Origin of the sequence: Streptomyces sp. NBC_00258 (assembly GCF_036182465.1) — a bacterium.
Taxonomy (GTDB): Bacteria; Actinomycetota; Actinomycetes; order Streptomycetales; family Streptomycetaceae; genus Streptomyces.
Window position 1 is genome coordinate 11872484 of sequence record NZ_CP108081.1, and the last position, 14910, is coordinate 11887393.

Annotated in this window: 14 protein-coding genes and 2 pseudogenes; 7 read left to right on the top strand and 9 right to left on the bottom strand. The window is 66.6% G+C overall.

Annotated elements, in window-relative coordinates:
- Nucleotides 1–72 precede the first annotated feature (72 nt).
- From OG718_RS52700 to OG718_RS52710, 3 genes are all read left to right on the top strand, one after another.
- Nucleotides 73–1683 (top strand): zinc-ribbon domain-containing protein, encoded by a 1611-nt coding sequence (locus OG718_RS52700; RefSeq protein WP_328842886.1) that lies wholly within the window; start codon nucleotides 73–75, stop codon nucleotides 1681–1683.
- Nucleotides 1684–3346: 1663 nt separating this feature from the next.
- Complete coding sequence (locus OG718_RS52705) at nucleotides 3347–3520, top strand: hypothetical protein (RefSeq protein ID WP_328842885.1); 174 nt, start codon at nucleotides 3347–3349, stop codon at nucleotides 3518–3520.
- An 881-nt stretch (nucleotides 3521–4401) separates the two neighbouring features.
- A complete protein-coding gene (locus OG718_RS52710) occupies nucleotides 4402–5211 on the top strand; it encodes an SAM-dependent methyltransferase (protein ID WP_328842884.1) in 810 nt (269 codons plus the stop codon).
- Between the two features lie 50 nt (nucleotides 5212–5261).
- On the opposite strand, the pseudogene OG718_RS52715 reads toward OG718_RS52710, so the two are convergent.
- A pseudogene (locus tag OG718_RS52715) lies at nucleotides 5262–5640 on the bottom strand (ISL3 family transposase); the annotation flags it as partial.
- Nucleotides 5641–5836: 196 nt separating this feature from the next.
- Nucleotides 5837–6484 (bottom strand): FMN-dependent NADH-azoreductase, encoded by a 648-nt coding sequence (locus tag OG718_RS52720; protein ID WP_328842883.1) that lies wholly within the window; start codon nucleotides 6482–6484, stop codon nucleotides 5837–5839.
- A 151-nt stretch (nucleotides 6485–6635) separates the two neighbouring features.
- On the opposite strand from OG718_RS52720, the gene OG718_RS52725 reads away from it, so the two are divergent.
- Nucleotides 6636–7049, top strand: coding sequence for a winged helix-turn-helix transcriptional regulator (locus OG718_RS52725; RefSeq protein ID WP_328842882.1), 414 nt, complete (start codon nucleotides 6636–6638; stop codon nucleotides 7047–7049).
- Nucleotides 7050–7070: 21 nt separating this feature from the next.
- Here OG718_RS52725 and OG718_RS52730 read toward each other — a convergent pair whose 3' ends face one another.
- The 4 genes from OG718_RS52730 to OG718_RS52745 all read right to left on the bottom strand — a co-directional run bounded on the left by OG718_RS52730 (nucleotide 7071) and on the right by OG718_RS52745 (nucleotide 9381).
- On the bottom strand, nucleotides 7071–7235 hold the full coding sequence (locus OG718_RS52730) for a hypothetical protein (protein WP_328842881.1): 165 nt from the start codon (nucleotides 7233–7235) through the stop codon (nucleotides 7071–7073).
- A complete protein-coding gene (locus tag OG718_RS52735) occupies nucleotides 7232–7915 on the bottom strand; it encodes a DsbA family oxidoreductase (protein WP_328842880.1) in 684 nt (227 codons plus the stop codon). The genes OG718_RS52730 and OG718_RS52735 overlap by 4 nt, the downstream gene beginning before the upstream one ends.
- A 239-nt stretch (nucleotides 7916–8154) precedes the next feature.
- Complete coding sequence (locus tag OG718_RS52740; protein WP_328842879.1) at nucleotides 8155–9018, bottom strand: DUF5753 domain-containing protein; 864 nt, start codon at nucleotides 9016–9018, stop codon at nucleotides 8155–8157.
- Nucleotides 9019–9147: 129 nt separating this feature from the next.
- Nucleotides 9148–9381: a DUF397 domain-containing protein gene (locus OG718_RS52745; RefSeq protein ID WP_328842878.1), complete on the bottom strand. Its 234-nt coding sequence runs from the start codon at nucleotides 9379–9381 to the stop codon at nucleotides 9148–9150.
- 724 nt (nucleotides 9382–10105) lie between these two features.
- Between OG718_RS52745 and OG718_RS52750 the strand changes: the two genes are divergently transcribed.
- Nucleotides 10106–10627, top strand: coding sequence for a hypothetical protein (locus OG718_RS52750; protein WP_328842877.1), 522 nt, complete (start codon nucleotides 10106–10108; stop codon nucleotides 10625–10627).
- Here the strand turns inward: OG718_RS52750 and OG718_RS52755 are convergent.
- Nucleotides 10611–11609, bottom strand: a complete 999-nt coding sequence (locus OG718_RS52755) for a hypothetical protein (RefSeq protein WP_328848001.1) — start codon at nucleotides 11607–11609, stop codon at nucleotides 10611–10613. The two genes, OG718_RS52750 and OG718_RS52755, sit on opposite strands and share 17 nt — an antisense overlap.
- A 173-nt stretch (nucleotides 11610–11782) precedes the next feature.
- Nucleotides 11783–12007 (bottom strand): annotated as a pseudogene (locus tag OG718_RS52760) (CbrC family protein); the annotation flags it as partial.
- A 521-nt stretch (nucleotides 12008–12528) separates the two neighbouring features.
- Between OG718_RS52760 and OG718_RS52765 the strand changes: the two are divergent.
- Nucleotides 12529–13116 carry a TlpA family protein disulfide reductase gene (locus OG718_RS52765; protein WP_328842876.1) on the top strand — a complete coding sequence of 196 codons (588 nt, stop codon included), beginning with the start codon at nucleotides 12529–12531 and terminating at the stop codon, nucleotides 13114–13116.
- 4 nt (nucleotides 13117–13120) lie between these two features.
- Complete coding sequence (locus OG718_RS52770; protein ID WP_328842875.1) at nucleotides 13121–13885, top strand: cytochrome c biogenesis CcdA family protein; 765 nt, start codon at nucleotides 13121–13123, stop codon at nucleotides 13883–13885.
- A 374-nt stretch (nucleotides 13886–14259) separates the two neighbouring features.
- Here OG718_RS52770 and OG718_RS52775 read toward each other — a convergent pair whose 3' ends face one another.
- Nucleotides 14260–14571 (bottom strand): hypothetical protein, encoded by a 312-nt coding sequence (locus OG718_RS52775; protein WP_328842874.1) that lies wholly within the window; start codon nucleotides 14569–14571, stop codon nucleotides 14260–14262.
- Nucleotides 14572–14910 lie beyond the last annotated feature (339 nt).

Sequence of the window (14910 nt, forward strand, 5' to 3'; positions counted from 1 at the left end):
GCCCATGGACGGCCTTGTCAGTGACGGCTGTCAGAATCTGCAGCCATGGGCAAGCGGCGAAGTACTACCGAGATGGCTGCAGTTCGGGCCCGGCTGAAGGCCGAGTTCGTGTCCAACCTGTCCAGCCCGGGCACGGTGCTGGAAGACATGCCGCTGTCCTCCACAGACCGGTGCCAGTGGCGCTGCTCGGCAAAAGGATGCGGTCACCAGTGGCCCGCCCGGCTGCAGTTCCGCACCCGTCCCGTCAAACCCTCGGGGTGCCCTGAGTGCTGGCAGCGCCGCAACCGGGCTCCCGGCCCGGGAGAATCACTGGCCGATCTGAATCCTGCTCTGGCACGGCAGTTCCGCCGCAACCTCAGCCGTCCCGACCGCGGTCCGGACACCCTGCGCCCGCAGTCCCATGACCTGTGCGAGTGGGAGTGCGCTCAAGGGCATTTCTGGTCGGCGGCGCTCGCCAACCGCACCAATGGCCGCCGGTGCCCGGACTGCACCGGCCACGGGCGGTCCCCGTTCGAGTGCAACGTTGCCATGCTCGTCGAGGCCGCCTCCGGGCTCAGCGTGGAACTGGACCACCGCCTCCGCCTGCCCGGGCGCCGTCAGGACCGCTTCGACCTGTACCTGTCCGAGCCGGCCCCGGGCCTGCTCATCGACCTGGACCCGGAATGGACCCACGGCAGGCCAGGAAGCCTGGAGCGTGACACCGCGAAGACGGTGGCAGCACTCGCCGCCGGACTCGACGTGGAACGCATCCGAAGCCGCGGGCTCCCGCCCGTTCCGGTACATGGCCTCGCCCACCATGAGGCCGGGCCGGGGGTGAACCCCGAAGACTGGACGGACGCGGTGGGTGTCGTACTGCGACGCCGCGGCCTTTCCTGGCGACAGCTCACACCGGCCGAGGTCACCGCGGCCCTCACGAAGGGGGCGCAGCTGTGGGAGACGGCCACCGCCGGCCCCGAGGTGTTGGCGGCGGACGTGGCGCCGCACCTTGAGGAGGAGTTCGTCGCGAACCTCACCAACCCGGGCAAGACCCCCGCTCGGATGCCTCCCGGCTGCAATGACGTGTGTCTTTGGCGGTGCCGGAAGCCGGACTGCGGCTACGAATGGAAGACCGTACTGAACAGCCGGGCACTTGCCGGCCGCGGCTGCCGCCAGTGCGGTCACGCACAGGTGGGCGCGGCAAACAGCAGGCCGGGCCCCGGTGCATCACTCGCCGAGGCCAATCCGACGATGGCCGAAGAACTCATCGATGTCGTCGGCCACCCCGGCTGGACCGCGTACGACCTGCTCCCCACGTCGAACAAAACCTGCCGGTGGAGGTGCCCCGAACCGCACTGCCGCTTCGAGTACCCCGCCCCTCCAAACCGCCGCACAGGCCAGTCGAGCGGATGCCCCCGGTGCGCTCGCCGACGCACCGTTGCCGCCAGGGTGCGCCCCAAGCCCGGCAAATCCCTGCAGGACGTGCACCCGGCCATCGCCAGCGAGCTTGCCGAAGTGATCGACGAACCGAACATGACCGCGAAGGAACTCGGGCCGAGCTCCACCAAACTGTGCCGGTGGGCCTGTTCGAAGCCCGGCTGTCCGGGACGCTGGGACGCTACGCCCGATCAGCGCTCCCGCCGCGACGGCACCGGCAAACGCTGCCCGGTGTGCCACCCACCGCGAAAAAGCCGCACCCCGCCGTGATCCCGGCCCCCGCCTCGCGCCTTCTCACCGCGTCACGTCGCCGCTCGCCTCCGACGGGCCGCGTGTGCGCCTCCACCAGCGCTACTTGTGCTGCTCTCGCCAGCCGTGCAGCCGGTTGTCCACCGAGATGGCTGTTCTCGCCGGTGTGGCGCGCCTAGTCCGGTATGACGACTTCCTGCAGTTCATCCACACGCCGTCCCTGAAGGAGCTGGGGCCACCGAGGAACTCGTCAGACGCCTGGCAGCCGACGACCTTCCCACCCTCACGCTGCTGGACTCCATACTGCAACGACCACCGGGACGCGCTGACCCGGAATCCGGCGCCCTTGCCCCGGACGAAGACCGCGAGGAAAACGTTAACAATGTAAACAGTTCCTCTCGTCCCGTCGGCAACAGCAAGGGGCGTGCCCTGCGCCAGCTCAGAGAGCAACGTCCGGATCTGCTGGCCCGTGTGGAGCCGGGAGACCTCCCCTCCCTTTCACGCGCCCATGGTCGAAGCGGGCCTGCGCGACAGAACACTGAGCGCGCCGGTAGGGGAGGACCTCGAGAAGCTTGCCCGCAGTCTCCGCAAGAACCTCACCCCAGACGCCCTGCAGACACTCATTGTCCTGCTGTCATCCGAGCAGCGTTGACAGCGCGTGTGAAATGTAGCTTCTGGTAGCCAAGGGGTAGGGCAGCGGGGGCCACGGTGGTCCGTCATGGACCTGTCCGTCGTCACCGCAGTGCCAATGGTGCGAGAGAGCGGCGAAGTCTTTAAGGGGCGTTCATTTCAGCGTCCCGGCCGTCCGGGCGACGCCGTTCGGCCATCATCATGCCGATCGGGATCGCATCCCCACCGACGGCGACCCGCTCACCCCTGGGGGCAAGTGCCCGTGGGTGTCGGCGTAGTCCCCCGTGGCTGTCAGCAGCAGGGCATGCCCACGGGAACGCGGATTCCACACGATCCCCTTCTCTGCCTGGCAGTGCATGGGGCCCGGACGCACCCGGGCCCGTCACTGGTTGACAGCCGACGGTGGTGATCGTCGTCCCGGCCCGCCCGATGAGTACGTCGTGTGTCCTGCAGGCCGCCCCGGCAGTTGCATGGTGCTCCATAGCGGCCGGGAATGGCCGTGCCGGGACGCGAAAATCTTGCAGGCCTTTTGCATCTGCACGTGCAGAATTGAGGAGCGAGACATTCCGGTGAGGTCCTGGGTCCCGCATGCGCCGTACATTCGATCGAATGTGATGAAAAGTCAAAGTCCCCATCCCTCCGCCTGTCGGCGCCACTTGAAACATTCCGTAACCAGTTGAGTCGAAAATCAGACCGACGTTGATTCATGGTGATCAATGATCAGTCCGAAATGATCAATGGAGTGAGAGGTGGTGTCGGCGTGTGTTTCGATGAGCCTCAACGCGGTTCCGCGGCAATCCCGTTGCATGGCCTCAACGTGTGGCGGGCACCGTGAGGGGCCGCTAATGTGACCGCGTCGAATCGGTGGCAGCGTTGAGTGAATGCCGCCGCAACACGCAAAAGCCCCGGGGTGAAGCAACACCCTGGGGCTCGCGCGATCAACGGAGGAGCAAAAATCCGCATGACTGATCGATTAAACCGGGAACGGGTTGAGACACCCCCGGTCATCAGCGAAATTAGCATTCCGCGTCAGTGGGGTCTACCGACTCGGCAGATGCGCATCTGGAGTGTGGAGCTCTGTCTCGGGCTGTTCCTCGCGGCCGGAGTCCTGGTCTGGCTCGCTGCCGGGGACGCCGAAGGGGCTGTCCTGGGCGTAGCGGGCGGCGTCCTGGGGGTCGCGTTGAGGAACCGGTCCGCCATCCGCTACCTGCGTATCCGCAGCGACTGACACGCCGCGGCTTCGCCCCGCGTGATGACCGCGCAGGGCGAAGCCGCGTCCCCCGTCCGCGGACACGCAACCCGGCATGCCGCGCCGGTGTGTTCACGACGGCGGCCTGCCGGACCCCGCGCCGGGCGCTGATGCCCACGGTGTGGGCTCGGCCATCCGATAGTGCGGAGCCGGCCGGCCGCAACCGGACGAGTCTTGTGCACCGCCCTCGGCCCCGCTGGCCGTCTCCGGAGTCTCCAACTGCCCGGGGCGCCGCACACTGCTTCAGCCCCAGCCGGCTTCGCTGTCTTCCGGTGCCTGGAGTACCCCTGCTCCGTGCGCCGCGTGCACGTCTGCACCGGTGAGGCGGGCACGGTCGAAGCCCTTGTCGAGCACCTGATCGCAGTCTGGCCACAGCGCTCTCCATCTCCATCCTCGGTCCAGCAGCCGCCACCTGCCGTCTGCTGCGCTCGGCGCTGGCTGGCCGGACATGCGGCTGCCGTACATCCCCGGCCAGGCAGGTCCGTCACGTACTGCCACCCCCTCGGCGGACTCCCTCGCCCTGCACCACCCCCTGGGGCTTCTTCCCCGTGAAGCGGCGGACCTCATGGGCGTACAGCCCCCGTCATGGGGGGCCTGCTCGCATCCGCCGAACACGCCGTCCCGCCCTGCCCGCTCACCCACGTGAACAGGCTCCCGCGCACGCCGGAGCGCGGTACCCCATCCCTCGCGCTCGCGCACCGCGACTCCGCGCCCCGCGTGACACGTGGTGACGCCCTTTACGCCCCACACCTTGCGCCGCATCGCCCGTTCGTGGCCTGTGCCCCGCGTGAACTGCGCCTCTACGATGAGCAGTTCACGTAGTGCAGCTGCACTCGGTGCCGCATCGGGGAGGATCATCCATGGGCCAGCACACGCCGTCGGACCGCGAGATCGACGTCATGACACCGAGCGTGGCCCGCATGTACGACTGGCTGCTGGGCGGCACCGACAACTACGCCAGTGACCGGGAAGCCTGCGAAAGTCTCCTGAAGATCGCTCCGAGCAGCAAAGACCTTGCCCTGACCAACCGTGCTTTCCTGCGTCGCGTCGTGCATTTCCTGGCCCAGGAACGCGGCATCCGGCAGTTCCTCGACCACGGATCAGGCCTGCCCACCCGTGACAACGTCCACCAAGTCGCCCAGCGAGTCCATCCCGACACCCGTGTCGTCTATGTCGACAACGACCCCATCGTCCTGGCCCACGGCCGCACCATGCTCGAGGAGAACGCGCAGACTGCCGTCCTGTGTGCCGACATGCGCCGTACCGATGACATCTTCAACCACCCGGAGACCGGGCGGCTGATCAGAAAGAACGAGCCCACCGCTGCCCTGTTCGTCTCTGTCCTGCACTGTCTGCCGGACCACGACGACCCGGGCGCGCTCCTGCGCCGGGTGGCGAAGCAGCTCGCCCCCGGAAGTTACCTGGTGGTCTGCCAAATTGTCAGCGACGACGAAGGCGTCCGCCGGGGCGTCACGGAGATGATGGCGGCCGCCACCGGAGGCCACTGGGGGAGGGTCCGCTCCAAGGAAGAGGTGACGGCGTTCGTCAAGGGTTGGGAGCTGCTCGACCCAGGACTGGTCGAAGTCAGCACCTGGCGGCCCGACTCCGATTTGACGGTATGGAACTCCGGCAACGAATGGGAGGAATGGGGCGGCGTGGTGGCCCTCTAGCTGTATTGCCCACGAGCGTTGTTGACAGTGGGATGCGAATGCAACGAGCAGGCGACGCCGAGGGGTTCGGCAACGCGAGCGATGGTCAGCCACTGGACGACGATCGCTTCCAGGGCCCACCTCAGCCCGCGCCGAGACAGCTTCGCCCTGGGCTCGGCGGCGAGGGTGGTGTCTTGACGCCACACGTGGCCGCATCCGGTGCAGCGGCAGCGGCACATCGTGACCATTGGCTCGTGGGCTAACTTGCGTGTCACGGCGTCTCGTGGGGCGCCCTCGCAGCCGCAACGACGGCACCGCCGGTCTGGCTCGACGACTCGGCGCGCGAGTACGGAACGGTCGGTCGGCTTCGAGCCGTTGACCGGTGGCTTCGAGGCCGAGTTCGTCGAGCCGGGTGAACGTGGTCAGGTCGGGATCGGCGAGAGGAGTCAGACAAGTCGGATGCGCTTGGTTGGCTGCGACCTTCGAGTCACCCGCCGCCAGCTGAACCGAGTCTGGATCGCGCACGAGTGGTCGGACGCGGTGGCCACGCTGAGCGGCCTGTTCGAGGACGTGTACACCGGTGCGGCCGCTGCCGACAAGGATGAGCAGATCAGTCACGGGGGTTACCCCGCGGTCGGTTCGGGGTTCAGGCGGCGGTCGTGCCGTTGGCGATCGCGGCGGCGAGCTCGCGGGCACGGTGGTGGGCGCTGGCCATGGACGCCTCGTGCTTCGGCAGCAGGGCGGCCAGGGCCGGGGCGTGGGGCACCATCGTCAGTTCGGGAATGACAGTGGTGATGTCGAGGCCGAGCATGTCCTCGCGGCCGAGCATGGCCTCGAGGGTGGGCACGACGTAGTCCAGGCCGTGCTTGGGTGCGCCGGGACCGTAGCCGCCGCCGCGCGCCGAAATCACCACGGCTGGACGACCGGCGGCCGGCGAGGGAGCCTCGAAGTCCATGGTGCGGCCGAAGACCATGATCTGGTCCAGCCACGCCTTGAACACCGACGGCATCGTCAGGTTGTACATCGGGACCGTGAAGAGATAGGCGCTTGCGCCGAGGAACTCTTCGATCAACGCGTCCTGTATCGCGGCCGCCTCGGCTTCCTCGGGCGTGTACTGAGCGGGGGCGGTGGCGCGGGCGTTGATGCCGGCCGCGGATAGATGAGGCACGGGCGAAGCAGCCAGGTCGCGGTGAACGACGTCGCCGCTCCAGCCGTCGAGGAGGGACTGCGCGACCTGGCGCGAGACCGAGGCCCTGCCGAGCGAGGAGGAGTCGATGTGAAGCAGGTACGACATGGGTTGGGTCCTTTGGGAGTGGGTGTGAGCGCGCTCCAGTGATCCGAGAGCGGGCCCGCACGAGGGGCTGTTGTCGTGGATTGGTGTGTGATCGCCCCGAGGGCGTTACATACTGGTAGTGCGGTTGCACACCGGATGAGAGGTTGTTGAGATGGCGTCAGCGCGACAGATCGCAGGTCCGTGCCAGACATGGCCGGAGGACAGCGCGTTCATCCGCGAGGTGCTCGACCGCATCGGCGACAAGTGGACCGTGCTGATCATCAGCACCCTGAACGCCGGTCCGTTGCGCTACTCCGACTTGCAGGCGAGCATCCCGGGGATCTCCCAGCGGATGCTGACCCAGACGCTCAAGCACCTCGAGCGTGATGGGCTGATCACCCGGACTGCGTACCCCGAGGTCCCTCCCAGGGTGGAGTACGAGCTCACCAAGCTGGGCCGGTCGCTGATGGGAGCGGTCATGGCGATGGCGGGCTGGGCCGCTGCCCACCACCGTGAGATCGCCGCCAACCGGGCGGTCAGCGAGCTGACCGGAGTCGGCCGAGGCAAGGCCGCGGTCAGCGCGTAGACGAACCGCCGTGGTGGTGCCTCACCGCTCCGCAGCGCCGGGCGTGTCGTGCGCGGCTGTCTCGTTGAGAGCCTCACCGCCGCTCGTCTCGTCGGTGGGGTCGATGTGGCAGACCCCGGTGTCGGGCTCGCACCACCCGCCGGCAGGGGCCGCGACGATCTGGAGGCCACCCTTCGGCCCGCTCATGACACACGCTTGCTCGACACGGGCCCGGCCACCTGCTCCAGCAGCTGGCCGTAGACCGGAACCTTCTGGGCCCCCGGGGCAGCGACCCGCCGATCGAGGACGACGAACGGCACGCCGGTCGCGCCCAGCTCCACACCTTCGGCCCGGTCGGCACGTACGCGGTCGGCGAACTCACCGCTTGCGAGGATCGCGTGCACTCGCCGGCTGTCCAGCCCGACCGACTCGGCGACCCCGGCCAGGGAGTCAGGGGCGTAAGGGTTGAGGGCGCCGACGAAGAAGCCGTCCTGGACAGCCGAGAACAACTCGAACCCCAGCCCCTCGTCGTTGGCGTACTGCACCACGCGGTGCAGGTCGAAGGTGTTGGCACTGAGACGATCCAGCGTGAACTCGAGGCCCTCCTTGCGGGCGATCGCCTGGATCCGGCGCTCTGCCGCCATGAAGTGGGCGGCGGTTCCGCCGTGGGTACGAATGAAGGCTTCCTCGACCATCTCCGGCTGCTTTGGCGCGGCAGGGTTCAGCTCGAAGGACCGCATTACGACCTTGAACCGATCCGCGTCCGGGCGCTGCTCGATCGCGGTCCGGAGCCGGTGCTTGGCGACGTAGCACCACGGGCAACCCAGGTCGGACCACATCTCGATGACGACCTGCGCCCCCTCGGGGTGCGTTACCTGCTCAACCATCTTCCTTCCTCACCTCACTGCTAGTGCGTAACACCATCATGAGTGAGTAAGGGAGAGCTTACAAAAGGCACTTTCAAGTGCGTGGACACCGCGCGACAGGCACTGCACGCTCATCTGCGAAGAGCCCTCATCGCTGGCCGCCGTAGGAAGGCATGCGGCAGGGGAGGCCGGCCCCGTACGTGCTGAAGCTGTGCAATGCGGCTTCAGCACGTAACGCTGCAGGTCAATACATCAGCCAGTCACCTCTGCCGGTAGCTGGCGATCGCCTCACGCAGCAGTTCTTCTGTGCGGCCCCGGGGCGCCGCCTGCTCCATCAGCCGGTTCAACACCAGCCGGTACGTCTCGGTTTCGGCGGGGCGCGTGAGGTAGATGGCGCTGTCGATGCTCTCCACGTAGACGACCTCCGGCGGCCCGCCATCCCGCAGCCGCAGATGCGTGATCGGGTAGGGCGGAGACACATCACCGCTGTTGACGAACTCGACGATGCGGATGTTGATACCTGGGATTTTGCCTATCTCCAGCAGCTGCTCCAGCTGGCGGCGCATTACCTCTGCTCCGCCGCGGGGCCGTCGGAGCACGCCTTCGTCCAGCAGAGCGGTGACGTGGGGCCGGTCCTCCTGGTGCAGAATGCGCTGGCGTTCCATCCGCAGAGTGACACGCCGGTCGTTGGCGGCGTCCAGAGGGAGCGCAGCCGACACCACAGCGTGTGCGTACTCGCGTGTCTGCAGCAGGCCAGGGACGACGAGCGCCTCGTACATGATGATGCGTTCGGCGCCTTGCTCAAGACTGATCAGCCGACGCAGGAAGCCCGGGGTCACATCGCTGTACTGGGTGTACCAGGCGCCATTCTGGGACAGAGACAGAAGGTATTCGATCTCTGCCGTTTCTTCGCGGCTCGCCCCGTAGAAGACCGCCAGATCCCGCACATCACGCACTTTGGCCGGACTGACCGCTCGCTCCAGGCGGCTGACCTTCGCAGCCGACCCCCGGATCACCTCGGCTGCCTCGCCGAGAGTCAACCGGCGATCGAGACGCAGCCGACGAAGACGCTCTCCCAGCAGACGGGCCGCGGTCTCCGGCGGTTGCCGCGGCAGCGCCGTCACCGGTACCGCGCGGGCCTGGGGCCCATCTGATCTGTCGCGCACATACACTCCTTCGCGAGACCAACGCTTGTCCGAGTCTTCCAGAGTTGAGCGGCATGCGGGTCCGGACAAGCGCTGGCTTACGCCGAGTTACGCAGTCATTCCGTCGAACTCGCCGTTGCGGGCGCCGGCTACGAAGGCCGCGAGTTCCTCGCGCGTGTACACCAGCGCGGGGCCGCCGGGATGGCGGGAATTGCGCAGAGCGACGCGCCCGTCGGGAAGGCAGGCGACTTCTACGCAGTTGCCGGCCCCCTGACTGGCTGTGCTCTTCACCCAGGTGACGTCCTGGATCTGGTCGGCGGCCACGCCGTTGTCGTACTGCATGCCGGTCTCCTCGTGAGTGATGAGATCCGCCGCGATTTCTCATATGCAATTGCACGGCGGGTATGTCATGCAAAGGTAGGGGTGGCCGGACGGCCTGAAAATCCCTCAAAAGGGTTCCTCTGACCCCGCGGTGCACACGGCGTCGGCTCCGCGGTATGCACACCGTCCGGTTCCCTCTGGTGTGCGCATCTGTCTCTCTGGGGGCGGCTCGGCCCGGCGCTGCTGCCGACACCGGCAGCAGGGGATCCAGGCAGGGCGATCCGCGGCAGAATCCCGGCGTCGGAAGGTGGCCTTCTCCCGCCGTGCCGGAGCCGGGCGCGGCGGCAGTGGCCCCCTCTCGTGGGTGCCTGGTGCCGCTCAAGTGGCGCACTGTCTTTGGCATCCGACCCTGCGGCCAGATGGTGCCCATCCCGTCACTCGTGCGGATCACGGGCGCCGGATGCGTCGTCGTCATCGGCGTATGCCCGCTCGGTGAGCAGGGCTGTGGCTCCGCTTCTGCCGCCACTGCGATGATCGCCCTGTCCGTGAAACGGAAACTGAGCTGTGCCCGGTACGGACCTGCGCCGTGCCCACGTCCGATGTCTGAGACGGCATCCGCTGGGCGGCAGGCTGCGGTCGTCCAGCCGGCTGCGTGAGACGGGCGGTGCGGTCGGCGAGGGGACTTGTTGTCGGTGCCTGCTGGGACACTCAAAGGGCGGAGCACGTTCAGCAAGGGAGATACCTCATGGCTCGCAACAGCGGATTCAAGATCAACAAGAAAGGCATCCGGGAGATGATGGGAGAGATCCAACGGGAGGTGGACAAGCACCCGGTCACCGCCCGGGTGCAGGCCGATCCCGAGGTGTCCTTCGGTGACACGAACGTCTTCAACGGGCCGGTCATCCACGGCGACGTCCGCGGCTCTCAACTGGCGTGGGGCAACAGCTCCGTGAGCCAGAGCCAGGACCAGAGCAAGCCCATCGCCCCGGGCTTCGAGGCCGTCACCGAGGCCGTGGTGGACACACTCCGGCAACTGCCCACGCTCGGTGTGTCTGACGAGGAGCTTGAAGACGCCTCGGCGGTGGGGGAGGAGATCCTCAACCAGGTCGTTCAGCCCGAGCCTGACCGCGGCGTGATCCGGCGTGCTGTGGCCGCCCTGAAGGGCTACCTTGCGCCGATCGCCACGGGAGCGGTCACGGCTGGGGCTGTCACGGGTGGCGAGGAGACGGCACGGGTTTTGATCGAACGTCTCAGCACGGCTCTGTAGGACCCGGCTCAAGGCCTGGTGGATGACGGATGCCTCTGCTGTGCAACCCACCCGGGTGGGTTGCACAGCAGAGGCATCCGTACGGTCCGGACGCGTTCGCTGATCCGATCCCTGCAGCACCGACCCGAGGTCCACGGCTGGCCAGCAGGAGGGAAACCGGCCCGTGCGGCAGGCTGCTGGCGGGCCCGGCCGGCAGGCCAAGCGCTGCTGCCGCCCCACTGCCTAACGTGACGGTACCCCTGGCTGCAGGACGGCACCGTGGGCAGGAGGAGGCGCGCCGGGCTACCGCCTGTTCCTCGGCGGTGGCAGCAGTGCTGTATCGCAGCGGAGACACGTTGTAACTCAGCGACGCACCACCGGTGTGCAGGACATCGGCTGGCTTGTAGTTCGGCAGGTAGGAGGAGTTGTCCCAGCGCAGGCCGAAGGAGGAAAACTTCCACTCCGCCAGCGGGTTCGTTTCGACCCAGGGCGCTGGCCACTGCGGTTCGAACTTCATGTTCCAGATGGCCCCCTGCCCCGGTTCTGCCCTCCTGGACACCATGAAGTGAGGGTCGGCCTTGATCTGGGCGACACTACGGGGGCCTGGGTCCAACCCGCCCTGAGTCAAGGCGATATTGTCCGGAACGGTCACATAGTTTGGGTCTGTGCCGACCAGCGTCGCGTCGATGGCGTTCGTGCCAGCCGCGTAGAAGTCGGAGAAGTAGTAGTCGAAATAGATCTCGCGCGAGTCAGCCGCCGGCACCGTCGCGATGGCCGACACGGTCATCTGCGTGAATCCGACGACCTTGCCGTTGACGATCCATTCGGCAGCGAACCAGCGGGACTCGCACATCGCGAAGCGCGAGGCGATCCACATGCTGGCGTCATTGGCGGTGTGTGCCTTGCACTCCGCAAGCGGCATGGTGCGCTGTGGGTCATCGACAACCCGCGGTGCGAGGCCGGCAGACGGGACGGGTTCCCCGACAGTGACGTTGTGCTGCACGCCACGGACTCCCTCGGGGCCGGTGCGATGCACTGCCGAGGTTGCGCCCTTGCATCAACGGCACCGACGTTGCTGCGGGCTGGGAATAGGAGACCGCGATGGGAGTCCTCGGCGACAGCGCAGATGGTGCAGCGGAAGAGTATGGCGCTTGCCCCGTCGCCGAGGTGGGTCACGAAGTGCTCCAGCTGGGTTGCCTCGTGCCCGCCGCCCATGCGCACGTCGAGCCGGAGCTGGACGAGAGCTTCGGGGTGCGCCGCCAACTCGGTGTGTCCGACTTCGCCGATGAAGACGGTCGCGTTCTGGCAGTGGACGAGCCAGCGCGGATCCCGCCAGACGTGGAAGCCGGGTGTGCGGCGGGTGACCTCTCGTAAGGTCTCCTCGGTGATGCCGTCGAGCACTTCCGGTCGCAGAAGTAGCGGCGAACCCGGAGAGAGACCGCGACCCGCCGCGAGCCCAACGGCGGCTCACCCAAGCTGCGTTGATACGAGCTGTGCGCCCGTCTCGCCTGCTTGCGAGCGACCCGGCCGGTGGACACTGCCTCCACCACCAGGACGCCGGAGGAGTCGCTGACCCGCTCCACTTGCACGGCGATTCCGGGAAACAGCACATCCTCAACCGTCTTGCTCGTCACGGCAGGAACACGCTGCCGAAACGTCCCCCGTTCTGGCCCCGGACCTGGGGATTCATCAAACTGCGGACAGAGCCAATCCCAGGGAGCGTCACCTGCTTCCTGCGTGCGACGCCCGCTGACCACGGGAGGCAGAACCAGCAGAACCAGCGGAGGCGTACGCAGGTTTCGCGGTCACCCGGAGTCCGGCCGGAGTACCAAGCGGACCAGCCGAGAGCAGCCCGACGCCGAAGCCGCCCTGCATCAGGGGGCGGCGAACGGCTCTCGTGCGGGCCATGCGAAACTTTTCACATGAATCTTAGTCGCGTCTCTCCTGCCGCCTTGTTGGTTGCCGCGGGGGCGTTAACCCTAGGCGCCTGCGGCAATGGTGAGACCGGGAGCGGTGACCAACCGGACTATGCAGCCAGTTCTGACGGCATCTCCACCGTCGCCAAGGCCGAGCGGCAGCCGACGAACGATGTCAAAGGCGAAACCCTCGAGGGGAAGCAGCTGGATGTCGCCGATTTCAAAGGCAAGATTATCGTGATTAACGTGTGGGGTTCATGGTGTCCGCCCTGCCGTGCCGAGACCCCAAATTTCGTGAAGGTTGCCAAGGAGACCAAGGCGAAAGGAGTGGAATTTTTGGGTATCAATACTCGTGACGCCAACCGGCGGCAAGCCATCGCCTTCGAAACTGACTACAGTGTGCGATACCCGAGCTTGTACGATCCAACGGGGAAGGTGGTCTTGCATGGATTCCCCAAGGGAACCCTGAATCCGCAGACCGTCCCTTCCACGATCGTTCTCGACCGTGACGGGAAAATCGCAGCCCGTTCGCTGCGTCCGCTTTCCGAGGAAAACCTACGGAAGATGATCAGCCCACTGCTCGCGGAGAAGTGATCCGGTGGAATTCCTTGCCGAAGCCCCTGCCCTGAACACAACTGTTCTTGATGGCGCTATTCTCGTCGCCCTACCCATCTGCGTGCTTGCCGGCCTTGTGTCTTTCTTCTCGCCATGCGTTCTTCCGCTCGTGCCGGGCTATCTCTCGTATGTCACTGGAATCTCCGGAACTGATTTGGCAGCAGCCCGCCGCGGTCGAATGGTGGCCGGTGCTTCCCTCTTTGTCCTTGGGTTCACCGTCGTATTCGTGTCAGGAGGTGCGCTCTTCGGCTTCTTCGGCTCCACACTCCAGGAGTACCGGGGCCTTCTGTCGAAGATCCTCGGTGTATTGATGATTTTTATGGGTGTGTTCTTCATGGGATTGATGCCATGGCTGACACAGCGTGAATTCCGCTTTCACAAGCGGCCGGTGTCTGGGCTCATGGGCGCCCCACTGCTGGGAGCTCTGTTCGGTGTCGGCTGGACACCGTGTCTTGGCCCCACGCTCTCCTCGGTGACGATTCTCGCGGCCAGCCAGGGAAGCGCCGGTCGCGGGGCGCTTCTGACCGTCGCATACTGCATCGGGCTCGGGCTGCCGTTCGTCCTGGCGGCCGTTGCCTTCCGTAAGTCGCTCGGCGCCTTCGCCTGGATCAAGAAGCGGTACGTGTGGGTTATGCGGATCGGAGGGATCATGATGATCGCGACCGGCCTGCTGCTGCTGACGGGAATCTGGGACAGCATGATCCAGTCGATGCAGGGCTGGTCAAATGGCTTCACCGTGGGGATCTGAGCGACAGCGCTTTCCCTGTGGGCGCGGGGCATAGACAGCGGGCCGATCCCCTGGCGGCCGAAAGACTCCAGCAAGGCGGCGCCCGGGCCAGAGCAGCGTGTTTGCATGGTTCCGTGCAGGTCGGCCGTGCACAGCGCGGGCTGACGTGCCCGCATGCGCAGTTGGCCTTCGGCATCCACTGCTCGGTGGCGATCGCGCGCGACCGGGTAGATCCATGACCAGGCGGACCCAGTCGCCTCCGCGTCACTGATCACGACGACATCTCAAAGGCTGCGAACATCACTGACCTCAAGATCCTCGCAGGTCGACGTATGGACTTGGTCGCCGACCGCACCGGTATGGTCAATCGCCTCAAAACACGCAGCTCACCGATGTCATCCCCGGTCCGGAGCGGGCGTTGGATCTGACCAGTACAGGCCCGCTCGCTTTGCTGATCGTCTGTCAGCCCCCGTCGCGCTGCGCCAGATCGACAGCGGCCGGCTGGTGACCTGGTTGCGCACCGCTACGTCGTCCGCGCCGACCGGTTGGCCGAGATGATTGTCCATGCCGTCGAACATCAACACACCGGCCTGTCGGAGGAGCAACGGGCCGCCCGGCTGGTGCACACCCTGGCGTAGGAGCTGCTGGCCCTCAAACAGGAGGCTGCCGAGCTTGATAAAGCCATCGGCGTCCGGGTTCGCGACCACCGGCCGTTGAAGTGATTACCAGCATGCCGGGCCTGGAGATCATCCTCGGCACGGAGTCTGTGGCCGCCGTCGGCGGCGGCATGGCGATCTCCGGCGCCACCGTCGCCGGTTTCGCACCAGTGCCTCGTGACTCCGGGACGATCAGCGGCAACCCTCGGCGTCCTCAGCAGTACAACCGTCGCCCGTGGAGAGCTCCCTGCAGCTCTGCACTGCTTCAGGATCCGGCACTGCGAGGAGAATCGCGCCGGCTCTACAACGACAAAAACGCCGAGACCAGGCGCCACACCCAGGCCGTGCTTGCTCCGGCCTGCCGTCGCGTCAACGTTCTCTGGCCTACGG